14 protein-coding genes and 1 pseudogene are annotated in these 15689 nt (G+C 59.2%); 9 read left to right on the top strand and 6 right to left on the bottom strand.

All coding sequences use genetic code 11. From position 1 onward, the window contains the following. Positions 1 to 44 precede the first annotated feature (44 nt). The 3 genes from QMX98_RS12655 to QMX98_RS12645 form a co-directional block, all read right to left on the bottom strand. On the bottom strand, positions 45 to 1085 hold the full coding sequence (locus QMX98_RS12655; RefSeq protein WP_010458487.1) for an ABC transporter substrate-binding protein: 1041 nt from the start codon (positions 1083 to 1085) through the stop codon (positions 45 to 47). A 170-nt stretch (positions 1086 to 1255) separates the two neighbouring features. Next, positions 1256 to 2362: an ABC transporter ATP-binding protein gene (locus QMX98_RS12650; protein WP_282410840.1), complete on the bottom strand. Its 1107-nt coding sequence runs from the start codon at positions 2360 to 2362 to the stop codon at positions 1256 to 1258. After that, positions 2359 to 3756 (bottom strand): aminotransferase, encoded by a 1398-nt coding sequence (locus tag QMX98_RS12645; protein ID WP_186353614.1) that lies wholly within the window; start codon positions 3754 to 3756, stop codon positions 2359 to 2361. The genes QMX98_RS12650 and QMX98_RS12645 overlap by 4 nt, the downstream gene beginning before the upstream one ends. Positions 3757 to 3940: 184 nt before the next feature. On the opposite strand from QMX98_RS12645, the gene QMX98_RS12640 reads away from it, so the two are divergent. The 4 genes from QMX98_RS12640 to QMX98_RS12625 all read left to right on the top strand — a co-directional run bounded on the left by QMX98_RS12640 (position 3941) and on the right by QMX98_RS12625 (position 7944). Next, entirely contained in the window at positions 3941 to 4828 is an 888-nt protein-coding gene (locus QMX98_RS12640) for a transketolase (protein WP_010458491.1), read from the top strand. Continuing rightward, complete coding sequence (locus QMX98_RS12635; protein ID WP_010458493.1) at positions 4825 to 5823, top strand: transketolase C-terminal domain-containing protein; 999 nt, start codon at positions 4825 to 4827, stop codon at positions 5821 to 5823. The genes QMX98_RS12640 and QMX98_RS12635 overlap by 4 nt, the downstream gene beginning before the upstream one ends. Continuing rightward, entirely contained in the window at positions 5813 to 7105 is a 1293-nt protein-coding gene (locus QMX98_RS12630; RefSeq protein ID WP_145308948.1) for an aspartate aminotransferase family protein, read from the top strand. Before QMX98_RS12635 ends, QMX98_RS12630 begins: the two co-directional genes overlap by 11 nt. Before the next feature lie 170 nt (positions 7106 to 7275). Beyond that, positions 7276 to 7944, top strand: coding sequence for a GntR family transcriptional regulator (locus QMX98_RS12625; RefSeq protein WP_010458497.1), 669 nt, complete (start codon positions 7276 to 7278; stop codon positions 7942 to 7944). Between the two features lie 196 nt (positions 7945 to 8140). On the opposite strand, the gene QMX98_RS12620 is transcribed toward QMX98_RS12625, so the two are convergent. Both QMX98_RS12620 and QMX98_RS12615 read right to left on the bottom strand, forming a co-directional pair. Next, entirely contained in the window at positions 8141 to 9322 is a 1182-nt protein-coding gene (locus QMX98_RS12620; protein WP_010458498.1) for an acetyl-CoA C-acyltransferase family protein, read from the bottom strand. After that, positions 9319 to 10101, bottom strand: a complete 783-nt coding sequence (locus tag QMX98_RS12615) for an enoyl-CoA hydratase (protein WP_010458500.1) — start codon at positions 10099 to 10101, stop codon at positions 9319 to 9321. The genes QMX98_RS12620 and QMX98_RS12615 overlap by 4 nt, the downstream gene beginning before the upstream one ends. A gap of 228 nt (positions 10102 to 10329) precedes the next feature. Here QMX98_RS12615 and QMX98_RS12610 point away from each other — a divergent pair, with 228 nt between their 5' ends. Genes QMX98_RS12610 through QMX98_RS12600 form a run of 3 tightly spaced genes read left to right on the top strand, consistent with a single transcriptional unit; the run spans position 10330 to position 13773 of the window. Then, positions 10330 to 11433, top strand: a complete 1104-nt coding sequence (locus QMX98_RS12610) for a polyamine ABC transporter substrate-binding protein (protein ID WP_282410839.1) — start codon at positions 10330 to 10332, stop codon at positions 11431 to 11433. A gap of 31 nt (positions 11434 to 11464) precedes the next feature. Next, positions 11465 to 12883 carry an aminotransferase gene (locus QMX98_RS12605; protein ID WP_083374635.1) on the top strand — a complete coding sequence of 473 codons (1419 nt, stop codon included), beginning with the start codon at positions 11465 to 11467 and terminating at the stop codon, positions 12881 to 12883. Beyond that, positions 12880 to 13773: a LuxR C-terminal-related transcriptional regulator gene (locus tag QMX98_RS12600; protein WP_083374634.1), complete on the top strand. Its 894-nt coding sequence runs from the start codon at positions 12880 to 12882 to the stop codon at positions 13771 to 13773. The genes QMX98_RS12605 and QMX98_RS12600 overlap by 4 nt, the downstream gene beginning before the upstream one ends. Before the next feature lie 73 nt (positions 13774 to 13846). On the opposite strand, the gene QMX98_RS12595 is transcribed toward QMX98_RS12600, so the two are convergent. After that, positions 13847 to 14059 carry a hypothetical protein gene (locus QMX98_RS12595; protein WP_083374633.1) on the bottom strand — a complete coding sequence of 71 codons (213 nt, stop codon included), beginning with the start codon at positions 14057 to 14059 and terminating at the stop codon, positions 13847 to 13849. Between the two features lie 179 nt (positions 14060 to 14238). Here QMX98_RS12595 and QMX98_RS12590 point away from each other — a divergent pair, with 179 nt between their 5' ends. Together QMX98_RS12590 and QMX98_RS12585 are read left to right on the top strand one after the other, a co-directional pair. After that, entirely contained in the window at positions 14239 to 14799 is a 561-nt protein-coding gene (locus tag QMX98_RS12590) for a hypothetical protein (protein WP_282410838.1), read from the top strand. 413 nt (positions 14800 to 15212) lie between these two features. Further along, a pseudogene (locus QMX98_RS12585) lies at positions 15213 to 15574 on the top strand (DUF6124 family protein). The last annotated feature ends 115 nt before the right edge of the window (positions 15575 to 15689 follow it).

Raw genomic sequence — 15689 nt, 5'->3', positions numbered from 1 at the left:
TCGAACCGCGCCTCCGTCATCGGCGGCGCGGTCTTGAGGCCTGTTTACTGTGCGACCCAGCGGGTAAACCGGTTCATCAGGTCTTCCTCGTAGTTGACCCAGAACGGTGTATCGAGCAGCAGGGCATCTTTCATGTTGGCCGGGGCGTTGGGCAACGCGCTGGCCGTCTTCTCATCCATGGCCGCTATGGCCTTGCTGTTGACAATGCCGTAAGGAATCGCGTGGGCGAAATCGCTTTGGGCCTTGGCACCGAGGATGTAGTCGAGGAGTTGATAACTGGCGGTTTTGTTCGGGGTGTTCTTGATGATGGTCCAGTAGTCCATGCTGTACAGCTGTTGCTGCCAGATCAGTGGAAAATGGTTTCCCTGTTGATTGGCGATGGCGATCCGGCCGTTGTAGGCGGCACTCACGGCGATGTTACCGGCGGCCAGCCATTCCAGCGGCTGAGCGCCGGTTTCCCACCATTGGATGTAGGGTTTGATTTGGTCCAGTTTGGCAAATGCACGGTTCTGTCCCGCCGGGGTCGCCAGCAATTTATAGACGTCGGCCGGTGCGACACCGTCGGCCATCAAGGCAATTTCCAGGGTCATGCGTGCCTGTTTACGCAAGCCGCGTTTGCCTGGCCATTTCTGGACGTTCCAGAAATCAGCCCAGCTTTTCGGGCCGTCGGCGCCAAATTTTTTCGGGTCGTAGGTCATCACTTCGGACCAAACAAACGCCCCCACACCGCACTCCGAAAAGGCCTCGGGATTAACCTCGGGCGCATTCTTCAATTGTTTGTGATCCAGGTCTTCGAGCAGGCCCTGTTCGCAGGCCAATTCCATTTCGTTCTGGTCCATCTGCACCAGGTCCCACGTGGGATTACCTGACTCGACCATCGCTTTCTGTTTCGCCAGGCCGCCGCCGTAGCTGTCTTGAACCACCGGTTTGGCGCTTTGCGCGGCAAACGGTTTGAACCAGGCCTTGTCGAAAGCCTCCTGCGTGGCGCCACCGAAACCGACCACCGTCAGGTCGCGGGCCTGGGCGAGGGGGCCGGTCAGTGCCAGCGTGAGTACAAGGGCCAAGCGTGTTGAATGTGAGTGCATGGTGCAACTCTCCTGCTGAAGGAAAAGCAAATAGGGATTAGCGGGTGTACCGGCAGGAAAGCGGCTCAGGTCGAGTGATCGAAACTGTGCATAGTGATGACCTTCTTATTGTTGTGGGTGTGGTGTGTTTCGGTGGTGACAAGGGTTTTGGGTCAGGCGCGGAGCGGTGCTCAACCCTGCGCGAAAACCCGCGCGTCTTCGGGGCGCCAGCTAAAACCGATGCGCTGACCGTTGTTCAAGCCCTTGATAGCCTCATCGTTGGCGGTTTTCACAATCAGCGTGTCGTCGTTGCCCAGTTTCAAGTGAATGCGCAGGTGATCGCCCAGGTAGACACGGTCGGCCAGAGTTGCCTGATAGCTGTTCTGATTGATCGGGGACAGTCGGATGTTCTCCGGACGGATCAGCAGCTCGACTTTTTTTGAGGCGCCGATTGGCACCGTCACGCCCATGCCACGGGCCTCGAAACCAGCGTCAAGTGCGACCTCGACCTCATGCCCATGGCGTGCAACGAGACTCCCGCGCAATACATTGTTTTCACCGATAAACGTGGCCACGTAAGCGTTTTCAGGATGCTCATACAGCGAAACCGGATCGCCTATCTGGGCAATATCACCTTGATGAAACACGGCTACCCGGTCGGACATGGTCAAGGCTTCGCCCTGATCGTGGGTCACGTACACCACAGTGACGCCCAGTCTTCGATGCAACTGTTTGATTTCGTACTGCATGTGCTCGCGCAGGTTCTTGTCGAGAGCGCCGAGCGGTTCGTCCATCAGGATGACCTGTGGCTCGAATACCATGGCGCGGGCAAGGGCGACGCGTTGCTGCTGGCCGCCGGACAACTCCGTGGGGCGCCGTTGCTGCATGTCATGCAACTGGACCATCTCGATCGCACGCTTGACCTTGCTCTGCACCTCGATGCGATTGAGTCCGCGCATTTTCAATGGATAAGCCAGGTTCTCGGCCACGGTCATGTGCGGAAACAGCGCGTAGTTCTGGAATACCATGCCCATGCCGCGTCGGTGTGCCGGGACGTTCTGGATCGGTTTGCCCATCATGCGTATTTCGCCGCGGGTCGGGGTTTCGAAGCCGGCAAGCATCATCAGCGTGGTGGTCTTGCCCGATCCGGACGCACCGAGCAGCGTCAGGAATTCTCCTTGCGCGATGGAGAGATTCAGGTCCTTGATGATCAGCGTCTTGCCGTCATAACTCTTTTGCACATGGTTGAGGTCGATCAACGCACCGGATGAGTCGAGGGAATGGGCGAGGCTATTCATGAGCAGTGTCCCGTGGCGTGATTGACGTCGTTCAGCGCGTCCGTCAGGCGGCTGACCAGTTCGCGCAGCTGTGTCGGTTCAATAATGAAAGGTGGCGCCAGGGCGATTGAATCGCCCATGTTGCGCACGATCAGGCCGTGCTTGCGTGCCGCCAGTTCGACCTGCGCGCCGATCGCCACCTGCGCCGAAAACGAGCGTCGCGATGACTTGTCAGCCACCAGTTCCAGACCCGCAACCAGCCCGATGCCGCGGATTTCGCCAACCAGAGGGTGGTCGAACAGTGGCGCCAGTTCGCCGTGCAGAACCTCACCCAACTGGCGGGTGCGGGCAGGGATGTCCAGCTCCTGGTAGATGGATAGCGTCTCAAGGGCGACGGCGGCGGCCACCGGGTGCCCGGAGTAGGTGAAGCCATGTCCGAAGCCGTTCAGTTGCTGGCTCTGTTCTTCAAGCACTCGGTAGACCGGGCCGCTGACCACGGTGCAGGAAATTGGCTGATAGCCCGCCGAAAGGCTTTTGGCGCAAGCCATCATGTCGGGTGCAAAGCCCATCGTCTGATGGCCGAACCACTGACCGGTACGACCAAAGCCACAAATGATTTCGTCGGCCAGCATCAGAATGTCGTAACGGGCCAGCAGTGCCTGTACCGCGGAAAAATAGCCGGATGGCGGGACGATCACGCCGCCGGCTCCCATGACAGGTTCGCTGATGAAGGCAGCGATGGTGTCTGCTCCTTCAGCCTCGATGCGTCGCTGCAAGTCGGCGACCAAGCGTTCGCAGAAGGCGGCCTCAGACTCACCGGGCAAGCCATTACGGTAGTAATGGGGGCACTCGACATGAATCACCTGGTCCAGCGGCAAGCCGAATGCAGCGTGCATGTTTGGCAACCCGGACAGCGTCGCCCCCATCACCGTGGAGCCATGAAAACCTTTCTGGTGGGCGATGATTTTCCGCTTGTGCGTATTGCCCCGCGCCCGGTGCCAGGCCCAGGACATTTTGATCATCGAGTCGTTCGCTTCCGAGCCCGAACAGGCAAAAAACACTCTCGCATCCGGTAGTGGCGCGAGGGTGGCGATGCGTTCGGCTAAGCGTGCCGTCACCGCTGGAACCCGATGATTGAAGGTGTGGTAGTAGGGCAGCACGTCGAACTGGCGTTGTGCGGCGTCGGCCAGTCGACGATTGGAAAACCCCAGACTGGCACACCAGAGACCGGACATTCCTTCAATGTATCGCTGTCCGTGTTCGTCGATGACGTGGATGCCATCTCCGCGTTCGATGACCATCGGGCCTTGTTGTTGATGGCGCCGCAGGTTGGTCTGCGAGTGCAGGTGAAAGCGTTGATCTGCCTGGGCCAGAACGCTGGCTGCGGGGGTGTTTTCGTGCGGCACGAGTGGCATCTCCGAGAGCTGAAATCAATATAACTTATAAGATCGCAAAATTCGGCCTAGTCTGGCCGGGGCATTTCTGCCTGTTGGAAAAAATAACGCCAACGGCTTGTTGTTGCAATATATATCTTATAAGTTGTAAGAAGGAGGCCGTGAGAGCGGTCGCCTTTCTAACAACCATTCAGGAAATGCAGCCATGTCGATAGCCGCTCCACCCCCCATTCCCGTTCCGGTCGAGGACCTGAGTCCCGGGCACATCGCCCACCTCAAAGAGCGCGCGCTGTTTGTACGCCTGGAAACCGTGCGCCTGATTTCCATCGCCAAGGTGGGGCACTACACCTCGGTGTTTTCCTGTGCTGAAATTTTCTCGGCGCTGTATTACGACGCCATGCGCTTGCGCCACGGCGAGCCCAAGTGGCCAGGTCGTGATCGCTTCTTGATGGGCAAGGGACATGCCGCAGTTGGGCTGTATCCGTTACTGGCGGACTGGGGCTTTTTCGACAAGGCGCTGCTCGACGGCTATACGCGCCTGGGTAATCCGCTAGGTGATCACCCGGATATGCGCAAGGTCGCGGGGGTCGATTTCAGTTCCGGTTCCATTGGTCATGCATTGTCCGGCGGACTGGGCATGGCGTTGGGTGGACGGCTGCAGAACAATCCGTTCGATGTGTATGTGCTGCTTGGCGACGGCGAAATGCATGAAGGCCAGGTCTGGGAAGCGGCAATGGCGGCTGCGCATTACAAAACATCGAACCTGATCGCGATCATCGACCGAAACGGTTACCAGCTCGACGGCAAGGTCGACGACATCATCGGAATTGAACCGCTGGGCGACAAATGGCGCGCTTTCGGCTGGGACGTGCATGAGGTCGACGGGCATGACGTCGCCGCCGTGGCTCGTCTGTTGCGCCAGCTGAAAGCCGATACGCAACGCGAAAAGCCTGTCTGCGTGATCGCCTTGACCGTCAAGGGCAAAGGCGTCGAGTACATGGAAACCGAGCCCGGCTGGCATCTTGGCTGGTTGGCCGAGGAAGACGAATTGCTCGCTATCGAAGAAATCAAATCCAAAGGAGGTGTGCAATGAGCTCGCCCGTCAGCGCCGATACCTGGCAGTACCGGCAGATCAACGCTCGCGCCCCCGGCCTGAACTATTTGTCTGATGCGTTGATCGACCTGGTTGACGCCGGTCACAAGATCGCCGTCGGCACCGCTGACCTCCAGTACTCCAACGGCTTGAGTCGCTTCGCTCAGCGCCACCCCGAACTGTTTATCCAGTTCGGTATCTCCGAGCAAAACATGGTCACCGCGGCGGCGGGCATTGCCACCACCGGGAGCATGCCGTTTGTGGCGACATTCGCTTCATTCCTGGCCTTGCTCTGCTGCGAGCAGATTCGCATGGATGTGGCCTACAGCGCACTTCCGGTGCGGCTGATCGGACACCATTCGGGAATCAGCCTCGGTTTCTATGGCACCTCGCATCACGCCACCGAAGACCTGGCAATCACCCGCAGCATCGCTGATCTGACGGTCGTCGCACCCGCCGATGGCCCACAGTTGGCGGCGGCGATACGTGCCTCGATCAACCATTCGCAACCGATTTACTTCCGTATTGGTCGGGGCCAGGAACCTAACGTTTACCCCGATGACGTGGTGTTCGAGTTTGGCAAAGCCATCGTTCATGAGCGGGGTAGTGACCTGACCCTGATCGCCACCGGCAGCATGCTTCACCCGACGCTGGAAGCCGCGCAGGCCTTGCGCGCCAGTGGTTTATCGGTCGGGGTGATCGATATGCACACCATCAAACCGCTGGATCGTGATGCGGTGCTGCATGCGGCGGGCGAAAGCGGGTTGTTGATGACCGTCGAAGAACACAACGTGCTGGGAGGGCTGGGCGGTGCTGTGGCGGAAGTGCTGGCCGACACGGGTCAAGGGACGCGTTTGCGGCGTCACGGGATCGAAGATGAATACAGCCTCATTGCCCCGCCGACCCATCTCTATCGCCATTACCGGCTGGATGCCGTGGGTATTGAAGCCGTTGCCCGGGAGGCACTTGCCCCAGGAGTCGATCATGTTGCTTGACGCCAATCAGTCCTTGCATGAACGGGCTCGGCAGGTGTTGCCGGGCGGCCATCTGAGCCCGAGCCGCAAACTCGGTCAGCCTTATGCGTTTGTTCGTGCAGAAGGTCCGTATCTGTACGACGCCAACGGCGACCGTCATACCGATTTCCACTGTGGTTTCGGCGCGCATGTGCTCGGGCACGGCAATCAGGCGATTCGTCAAAAGGTTGCACACGTCAGCGAACGCCTTGACCTGATCGGCGCCGGCATTACCGATCTGGAAGTCGAGACGGCGCAAGCGCTGGTCGAGTGCATTCCCTGCGCCGAGCAGGTCGCGTTTTGCAACAGCGGCTCCGAAGCGACTTATCACGCCTTGCGCCTGGCGCGGGCCGTCACCGGCGCCAAACGGATCATAAAATTCCAGGGCGGATATCACGGCTGGCACGACTATGTGGCGATGAACGGCCAGACATCCCGTGAGCGCATGGACAGTTTCGACCCGATGTCTGACGGTATTCTGCTGGATGCCGCGCAGTACACGATCATCCTTCCGTATAACGATGCCGAGGCGGTGGAGCGTTACCTCAAGTCCAATCCGGGGGAGGTCGCGGCGATCATCGTCGAACCGATTGCCCACAACATGGGCTCGGTGACGGCATCGACGGCATTTCTGCGGGCGCTTCGGCAATTGACCGTCGAGCACGGCGTGATTCTGATTTTCGATGAGGTCATCACCGGCTTTCGTCATGCGCTGGGCGGCTATCAGTCGATCGTCGGCGTGACACCGGATCTGGCAACCTTCGGCAAGGCGGCTTCATCAGGTTATCCCGTGGGCTTGGTCGCCGGCCGTCGGGATCTGTTGGAGCGCGTAGGGCAGTCGGGCGACCGGGGCGTGTTCATGGGCGGAACGTTCAATGGAACGCCATCGACGCTGGCGGCGGTGCTGGCGACCATCGAGGAGCTTTCTCGCGAAGGCGTCTACGAACGCCTGTTCGCCATGGGCGACTATTTGCGCGGGCAGCTCGACGGCATTATCCAGCGGCTGGGCATTCCCGCTCAAAGTGCCGGATATGGGTCGGTCTGGCTGATGTACTTTTTCGAGGGGCCGTACAGCCAGTACCGTGATTTGTTGCGCAACGATGACGCGCTGGACCTGGCGTTTCGCAAGCGTTTGATCGAGCAGCGGATGATTTTTCAGCCATTACCCCTCAAGCGCCTGTACCTGTCGACCTCGCATACCACAAAGATTCTCGATGAAAGCCTCGACGTCATCGAAAACACCCTCAAGGCGCTGATTCGCTAGGCCGAGCAACGGAGAGCGGCACGCGCAGTGCCGCTCTTTCTGCATATGATTCCCAAACCGCTGTAGAGCGAGGTTGAGTGTTACTTATAGGATATAAGACAATGTATTTCAGATTTTTGGCGCAACCCCGACAGGCTGCGCAATAAAAAGCATTATCCAGGAGTTCGACCGTGCAGATTCAACCGCTGGAACAAGGCAACCTGTCCGCCCGCGCCTATTACGCCATTCGCGAAGGACTGATCGCCGGCAACTTCCGGCCCGGCGAGCGACTGGTCATGCAAGACCTGGCCGACAAGCTTGGCACCAGCGTCACCCCAGTCCGCGAAGCCTGCCTGAGGCTGGTCAGCGAGCGCGGTCTCGAGTTGCGTTCGGGCCGTTTTGCCATGGTTCCGGAGCTGACCATGAGCCGGTATTTGGAGGTGCGCACGATCCGCATCGCACTGGAAGGCCTGGCCGCTGAGCTCGCCACGCGCAACGTTACGCCGCAGGACCTGACTCGGCTGGAAGAACTGCATGCCAGTTTTCAACAAGCCGACCAAGCCAACGACGGTCCGCAAGCAATGCATTTCAACCGTGAGTTCCACTTCACGGTCTACCGGTTGGCGGCAATGGACATGCTGACTGCCCAGATCGAAGGGTTGTGGGTTTCCATGGGGCCGATCCTCAATCTGTTTTACACCAAGGGGCATAACACCTACATCGGTGCCGACGAGCATCTGGTACTGATCGAAGCCCTGCGCGAGAAAAAGCCGGCCAAGGCGCGCAAGGCCATTGCTGAAGACATTATGCGCGGTGGTGTCAGCATCATCGGCTTCATTACCGAAAGCGAAGGCAAGTAATCCGAGATTGAAGTAGATAACCCACCAGTTCCTCGATACGGACCTGGGGAATGTTGGCCGCACGGCACGGCGACGTGTTCTGGGAGTTAATCCAGGGCGTGGGGAAGGGGCGGGATTGATGGATTGCGACCAGTTGCCGAAGGAAATCATCAAGCAGCAGCGATGCCCGGCGTTGCACCGGACATCGCGCTAACACTCAAACTCGCTCAAAAATCGCCGCAATTCCCTGACCACCGCCAATGCACATGGTCACCAACGCATATCGTCCGTTGATGCGCTGCAGTTCGTGAATGGCTTTGGTGGCAATCATTGCGCCGGTCGCGCCCACTGGGTGACCGAGGGAAATACCCGAGCCATTCGGGTTGACCTTGGCCGGGTCTAGGTCCAGTTCCTGGCTGACCGCACAGGCCTGGGCGGCGAAGGCGATGTTGGCTTCGATCACGTCCATATCAGCCACGGTCAGGCCTGCGCGTTTGAGTGCCAGGCGCGTGGCGGGAATCGGGCCCAGGCCCATCAGTTCTGGCTCAACACCGGCGTGGGCATAGCTGACTAGGCGAGCGAGCGGGCGCAGGTTGTTGACCTGCACCGCGCTGCCGGTGGCCATGACCAGTGCCGCAGCGCCGTCGTTCAGGCCCGAGGCATTGCCGGCCGTGACTGAACCGTCCTTCTTGAACGCCGGCTTCATCTGCGCGAGTTGTTCCAGGGAAGTGGAACGCGGGTGCTCGTCGATGCTGAACAGCGTCGTTTCCTTGCGGCCACGGATTTCGACCGCTGCGATCTGCTCACTGAAGTAGCCATTGGCGATGGCGAACGCCGCGCGTTTTTGATCTTCCAGGGCTAGAGCGTCTTGCATGTCGCGGGTGATGCCGTTGCGCTCGGCAATGTTTTCGGCGGTGATGCCCATATGGATGCCATGGAACGGGTCATGCAGGATGCCCAGCATGTAGTCGATGGCCTGGACGTTGCCCATGCGCGCGCCCCAACGGGCGGACGGCATCAGGTACGGGCCGCGGCTCATGGACTCGGCACCGGCGCCGATGGCAATCTCGGCGTCGCCCAGCAGCAAGGTCTGGGCCGCGCTGATGATGGCTTGCAGGCCGGAACCGCAGAGGCGGTTGACGTTGTAGGCGGGGGTTTCCTTGGGGATACCGGCGTTCATCGCGGCGACCCGGGAAATGTACGCGTCGCGGGTCTCGGTCGGGATCACGTTGCCCATCACCAGATGGCCGATTTGCGCCGGGTCCACGCCGGAGCGCTCCAGGGCGGCCTTGACGGCCGTGGTCGCCAGATCGGCCAGCGGGACATCTTTGAGCGAGCCACCAAAGGAGCCGATGGCGGTGCGTGCGGCGCTGACAACAAATACGTCTGGGGTGTTCATGAAGGCTTTCCTGTAGATGGGTTCTTTTCAGTGCTGCGATTAACCAGTGCGTTCAACGCTGCCTGCGCTTCAGGGGTGGTCAGGCGCTTGATGAACAGCAAGTTCTCCTGGCGAATGGTGGCTTGCAGTTCCGGCATGGACGTCTGCTTGAGCAGTTGCCGGGTCTGACGCAGGGATTCCTGGGGGAGCGCCAGCAGGCGACGAGCCATGCGCTCGGCGGCCGCCAGGCACTGTGGCCCGTCGTCGAACAGTTCGTTGGCCAATCCGCACGCGACGGCGGCGGCACCGTCCAGGCTGTCGCCCCACAGCAGCAAGCGCGCCGCCCGGGCATGACCGAGCAGGCGCGGCAGCAGCAGGCTGGCGCCGAACTCCGGGCACAGGCCCAGGTTCACGAACGGCATGCGCAACCGGGCATTGCGCGTGACCAGCACCTGATCGCAATGCAGCAGCAGGGTGGTGCCGATGCCGATGGCCGCTCCGCAGACCGCCGCGATCAACGGTTTTTGCAGGTGGATCACCACGCGCATCAGGCGAAACGCCGGGCTATCCAGATCGGTCGGCGGATGCTGGAGAAAATCCGCCAGGTCGTTGCCACTGGTAAAGCAGGTGTCGCCACCGGTGACAATGATCACGCCGATTTCAGCGTCTTCATCAGCGGCCAGCAACAGATCGGCCAGCTGCGTGTACATGCGGTTATTCAGCGCGTTGAGCTTGTCGGGGCGGTCAAAGGTGAGCGTCAGTACACCTTCGTTTCGTTCTTGTTTGATCAGGTCGTTCATGTACGTGCCCTGGGTGATCGCTATGAACGGCACTCTAAGCGCGGGACCGGCGCCGGATCTATGACAAAACCAGTCAACGAAACTGCCGCTTTTTGCCATGTCGGCCGTCGCGAGCGCCACAAACCGGCCCACACACCCATTCGGGGTATGGCGCGGTTGGTTGAATCGACCAATAGTGGATTCATCCGCTCATCCAGATCGGAACTCGCTTGATAAGGTGAATTTGCTATGCGCAAGGCCTTCTTGGTGATGCTTGGTGCGTTGATTGTGCCGCTGTCGGCAGCCGTCCACGGCGCCGAAGTGGACGATAGCCACACGCTGCGGCTGTATAACTGGGCGGATTACATTGGCGAAAAAACCATTGCCGACTTTCAGAAAGCCACCGGCATCCGGGTGATCTACGACACCTTTGATGCCTATGAAACGGTTCAGGCCAAGTTGCTCACCGGTCACTCCGGCTATGACCTGGTGGTGTTGAACGCTTCCCTCGCACCACCGCTGATCAAAGCCAAAGTGTTCCAGCCGCTCGATAAAAAGTTGCTGCCAGGCTGGGCCAACCTGGACCCGAAAGTCTTGCAGGACTTGCAGGGGTTCGATGCCGGCACGCTGTACTCGGCGCCCTATACCTGGGGCAGCAATGGCATCACGTACAACGTCGACAAAATCAAGGAGCGCATGCCGGACGCGCCGATTGGCTCGTTGGCGATGATCTTCGACCCTAAAATCGTCTCGCGCTTTGCCGATTGCGGCGTGACCCTGGTCGATGCGCCCACTGAAGTCATTCCACTGGCGCTGAAGTACATGGGGCGCGACCCGCGAAGCGCCGCGCCGGAGGACCTCAAGGCCGCCCAGGATTTGCTGCTGTCGGTCAGGCCGTACATCCGCAAGTTCGACTCGGTCAACTACCTGACCAGCCTGCCCAATGGCGATGTGTGCATGGCCATGACCTGGTCCGGCGATTACGCGACCGCCATGGCTCGCGCCGAAGAAGCCAAACTGAAGATCAAGCTGGCCTATTTCATTCCCAAGGAAGGTTCGCTGATCTGGTTCGACAACCTGTACATCCCCGCCGATGCGCCCCACGTGGCCAACGCCCACACGTTCCTCGATTACTTGATGCAGCCACAAGTCATGGCCGACGTGACGGACTTCATTCACTACGCCAACAGCAACGCGGCGGCCACACCGTTAGTGCACGCCGACGTGCGCAATAACCCGGCGATTTATCCCGATGACGAAACCCGCCAGCGGCTGTTTCCGCAAAAAACCCAGGATGCAAAAGAGATGCGTGCCATGACCCGGGTCTGGAGCACGGTGAAGAGCGGGATTTGATCGTTTACCCCCTTTGGTTTGAGGTTTGTGTATGGCTACTCCAACTCAGAAAATGCTGTCGAGCGTTGATAACGCCCATTTGCTCAAAGCTGATAAAGCCCACTACATGCACGGCTATCACATGTTCGACGAACACGCCGAACAGGGTGCGCTGAACATTGTGGCCGGTGACGGCGCTTATATTTACGACACCCAGGGCAACCGCTTTCTCGATGCGGTGGGCGGCATGTGGTGCACGAACATCGGGTTGGGCCGAGAGGAAATGGCACTGGCGATTGCCGACCAGGTCCGTCAACTGGCGTACTCGAACCCGTTTTCCGACATGTCGAATAACGTCGCCATCCAGTTGTGCGAGAAACTCGCCAGCCTTGCCCCCGGTGACCTCGATCACGTGTTCCTGACCACCGGCGGATCCACTGCCGTGGACACCGCTTACCGGTTGATTCAGTACTATCAGAACTGCCGTGGCAAACCGGAAAAGAAGCACGTCATCGCCCGTTTCAACGCGTATCACGGCTCGACCACCCTGACCATGTCGATCGGCAACAAGGCCGCCGACCGTGTGCCGGAATTCGATTACGCCAACGACAAGATTCACCACGTCTCCAACCCAAATCCTTACCGGGCGCCGGATGGCATGGACGAGCCGCAGTTTCTCGAGTTTCTGATCAAGGAGTTCGAAGACAAGATCCTGTCCATCGGCGCAGACAAGGTCGCGGGCTTTTTTGCCGAGCCGATCATGGGCTCCGGCGGCGTGATCATTCCGCCCAAGGGTTACCTGAAACGCATGTGGGAAGTCTGCCAGCGCTACGACATTCTGTTTGTCGCCGACGAGGTGGTGACGTCGTTCGGGCGCCTGGGCAAGTTCTTCGCCTCGTATGAGGTGTTCGATGTTCAGCCGGACATCATCACCACGGCCAAGGGGCTGACGTCGGCTTACTTGCCGTTGGGCGCGTGCATTTTTTCCGACCGTATCTGGAAAGTGATTGCCGAGCCCGGCAAGGGCCGTTGCTTCACCCACGGCTTCACCTACAGCGGCCACCCGGTCTGCTGCACGGCGGCACTGAAAAACATCGAGATCATCGAGCGCGAACACCTGCTGGAGCATGTCGACGTGGTCGGCGCGTATCTGGAACAGCGTCTGGCCACACTCAGCGACTTGCCGCTGGTGGGCGATGTGCGCTGTCAGAAGTTCATGGCCTGCGTGGAGTTCGTGGCCGATAAACGCACCAAGGCGTTGTTCGCCGACGAGATCAATATCGGCGAGATGATTCACTCCAGGGCGCAGGCCCGGGGGCTGCTGGTGCGGCCGATCATGCACCTCAATGTCATGTCGCCGCCGCTGATCCTGTCTTGCGCTCAAGTGGATGAAATCGTCGAGACCCTGCGGGTGTGCATTCTTGAAGTGGCGGGCGAACTTGAGCAGAACGGCCTGTATTTCGGCCAATGAGTTCGTCGAATCCGCGGTTATCAGGTGCCGGTTCACCCGCTAGACTGCGGGGCATGAGCAAACCAAACGATGACACATTGATCGCCTTGCCCTTCGGCGCCTTGCATAAATGGCACGGCGAAATGCGCCAGGCCTTCGCCCATATCGATGAGCCCGACGCGCTGAGCTTTTTGGCGTCGGCCTTCGGGCATCTGGTGGCTATCGAATCGGTGATGATCAGCCTGGAACACAAGGACCGCCCGCCACAATTGTTGTATCAGCGGGGCATCCCGGAAAAATACCGGGAGTCGATCATCGACCGCTATTTTTCCGGGGGCTACCTGCTCGACCCGTTTTGCCTGGCGGTGGAGCAGGGGCTGGCCGAAGGGTTTTATCACCTGGAGGACATTGCCCCGGACAACTTCTTCGACAGTGAGTACTACAAGACTTACTACTTGAAGGCCGGGAGTTCGGAGGACAGTTTTTACATTGTCGATACCGGCCATGACACCCAGGTGTCGGTGAGCCTGTTTCAAGGCTTCGGCGGGGAAAGTCTGCGGCTTGAACAGCTGAACCTGCTGCGGGCGGTTGAGCCGCTGGTGCGCGAATTCATCCGCGAGTTCAGCTGCCGGGGCTTGCAGCTCAGCGCCGTCAATGAGGGCGTGCGTGACGATCTCAAACAACGTGTGCAGTCCGCCTTCGAGCAGTTCGGCTGCGACTTGCTGACCGAGCGCGAGCGGGAAGTGGCGCACATGGTGCTACGGGGGCACTCGGTGAAATCCACGGCCAGCCAGATGAGCATCTCGCCGGAGACGGTGCGCATGCACCGCAAGAACCTTTATCTGAAGTTGAACATCGGTTCACAGTCGGAATTGTTTGCGCTGTTTATCGAGTGGCTGCGCAAGCACTGATCCAACCGCCAGCCGCTCCCACAAGGCATCACCATAGAAGACGGGATGAGCAATTAGCCGGGTCTTCGAACCACTACGGATCTGACTTTTTATCTACCTGGGGAGCCAAGGGGCTATCCAGCACCCAATGCATTTTCTGAAAGGCTTTGCGCTCGCGCGCGACCGCAGCGTCCCATTCATCCCCGAACGCTTTGCCCGAGCGGACCAGCTCCATGACCGCCGCCGTTGCGGCGGTCAGTTCGAGGCGGGCCTGGCGCAGGTCTTCGTTGAACTTCTCAATCGTCATCCATGCACTCTGAAAGTCGTCGCAGCCGTTTGTATGACCGGGAAGCAGATTTTTTCGGCCAGATTTGAGGGTCGATTGGTCGCAGGTCATCGAGGTTCAACTAGAATTTTAGACGTCGGAAGGCAGGTTGCAGCCGCGCTCAAACAACAAAAACAGTGCAAAACAAGGGGCATCCAACCTTGAAAATTTCAGCCCTCTGCGCTACCGGGAGCTTGTTGGTTTCGACTGCGGTGTCTGCCACCGGGATTATTCCTGTCCTCGACCTGGACTTCACACGACCGGCTGTCGAGACCCTGAAAAAAATCGGCATCAATGACGCGTGCATTATTGCCGCCTCCAACCCTGCAGCGTTCACCTACTGCCGGGAAGGGTCATCAACGCTCTGGAAATATCAGGCGCTGGATCTGGAACAACAGGCGTCGATCCTTAAAGGCGAACAGCGACCCGCCACGGATTTCGGGCGAATCACCGTGGTGGAAGTTGACAGTGCCGCCTGCCTGGAAGACACCCCTGCGCCTTTGATCAAGCCGGCTATCACTCGCGGGTTGGCCTTGGGCGTGATCTTGCTGTTTTTGTTGATCGGCTTTCGATACACCTACCGGGCGATCATGCCCCACCGCGATGACCACGAAGTGCTGTCGGACGCGTCCTTGCAACGATTGACCGGATACTTGCCGGCAAAGGCGCTGGGAGCGTTTGGTATTGCCGCTGCCGTGACGCTGGTTTACTGCTTCTGGTGACATCACCGGTAACAGCGTTCGTCCGGACAACTCGGTCAACTGTGGGAGTGAGCCTGCTGCCTGTTTGGCGTACATGTTTAAAGGCGTTTAAGGTTACTTCCTGAAAGCTACAGCGCCTTGCGCCATTGCCTACGACTACGCCAGAATCCGCCGGCTTGTGCGCTTTGGACCCCGTCGGTAACTTGATCCCCGTCACTGATTCCCAGTGATCGGGTTTAGTAGCCCGAAGGTTTGAAGGCTGCACAAGAGTCTGTCAGACAGGTGTTCCAATGCCTGTCCCTGATGGTGGCTGTGCGCAGGGCGCCCTCGGGCGCGCCGGCTTTGCCTTCTTTCCCCGGTCTACTAACCTGCGTACAGCCGCCACCCCTTGTATTAGTAGCGAGGTGTGGCTGCCCATTAAGGAAGAAAGGCATATGTGCAAAGTTACTCCAAACCCGCCAGACACTGATCCGGCATCCCCCTACGAATCACTCGATTCCAAAAAACTCCACGAAGCCGCCGAACGCGCCCTCGACCATTACCTCAACCCCGCCGCCCTCAAAATCCCGGTCTTCGAAAACCGAGCACCATGTTCATGATTGCACCGGACATCAAAGACGAAGACCTGCTGGCGCACACCTGCGAATCACTGGCCTCGGCCAGCGTCATGACTGCTGATTTCGCGGCGTACCTGGAAGGCCCGCATCGGCATACGGCGCTGGGAATCCAGCAGATCATCATGCAAGCGGAACTGGCGGTGAACCGGATGATGGATAACGTCGACGTACCCCAGTAAGCACCGCCCCTGTGGCGAGGGAGCTTGCTCCCGCTTGAGTGCGCAGCACTCACAAGATTTGCATGCATTGCGAAAATCTTGGGGCTGCTGCGCAACCCAGCGGGAGCAAGCTCCC

Origin of the sequence: Pseudomonas sp. PS02303, from assembly GCF_029959925.1 — a bacterium.
Taxonomy (GTDB): Bacteria; Pseudomonadota; Gammaproteobacteria; order Pseudomonadales; family Pseudomonadaceae; genus Aquipseudomonas; species Aquipseudomonas mandelii.
The sequence above is the reverse complement of the archived record's forward strand: the minus strand, read 5'-3'. Positions and strand labels throughout refer to the sequence as shown.

What these genes read in the sequence shown, in the direction of transcription:
- QMX98_RS12595 (WP_083374633.1), bottom strand. Translation starts at nt 14,059, where the DNA reads ATGACGATTGAGAAGTTCAACGAAGACCTGCGCCAGGCCCGCCTCGAA.
- QMX98_RS12640 (WP_010458491.1), top strand. Translation starts at nt 3,941, where the DNA reads ATGTCGATAGCCGCTCCACCCCCCATTCCCGTTCCGGTCGAGGACCTG.
- QMX98_RS12610 (WP_282410839.1), top strand. Translation starts at nt 10,330, where the DNA reads ATGCGCAAGGCCTTCTTGGTGATGCTTGGTGCGTTGATTGTGCCGCTG.
- QMX98_RS12600 (WP_083374634.1), top strand. Translation starts at nt 12,880, where the DNA reads ATGAGTTCGTCGAATCCGCGGTTATCAGGTGCCGGTTCACCCGCTAGA.
- QMX98_RS12605 (WP_083374635.1), top strand. Translation starts at nt 11,465, where the DNA reads ATGGCTACTCCAACTCAGAAAATGCTGTCGAGCGTTGATAACGCCCAT.
- QMX98_RS12630 (WP_145308948.1), top strand. Translation starts at nt 5,813, where the DNA reads ATGTTGCTTGACGCCAATCAGTCCTTGCATGAACGGGCTCGGCAGGTG.
- QMX98_RS12645 (WP_186353614.1), bottom strand. Translation starts at nt 3,756, where the DNA reads ATGCCACTCGTGCCGCACGAAAACACCCCCGCAGCCAGCGTTCTGGCC.
- QMX98_RS12635 (WP_010458493.1), top strand. Translation starts at nt 4,825, where the DNA reads ATGAGCTCGCCCGTCAGCGCCGATACCTGGCAGTACCGGCAGATCAAC.
- QMX98_RS12655 (WP_010458487.1), bottom strand. Translation starts at nt 1,085, where the DNA reads ATGCACTCACATTCAACACGCTTGGCCCTTGTACTCACGCTGGCACTG.
- QMX98_RS12650 (WP_282410840.1), bottom strand. Translation starts at nt 2,362, where the DNA reads ATGAATAGCCTCGCCCATTCCCTCGACTCATCCGGTGCGTTGATCGAC.
- QMX98_RS12615 (WP_010458500.1), bottom strand. Translation starts at nt 10,101, where the DNA reads ATGAACGACCTGATCAAACAAGAACGAAACGAAGGTGTACTGACGCTC.
- QMX98_RS12620 (WP_010458498.1), bottom strand. Translation starts at nt 9,322, where the DNA reads ATGAACACCCCAGACGTATTTGTTGTCAGCGCCGCACGCACCGCCATC.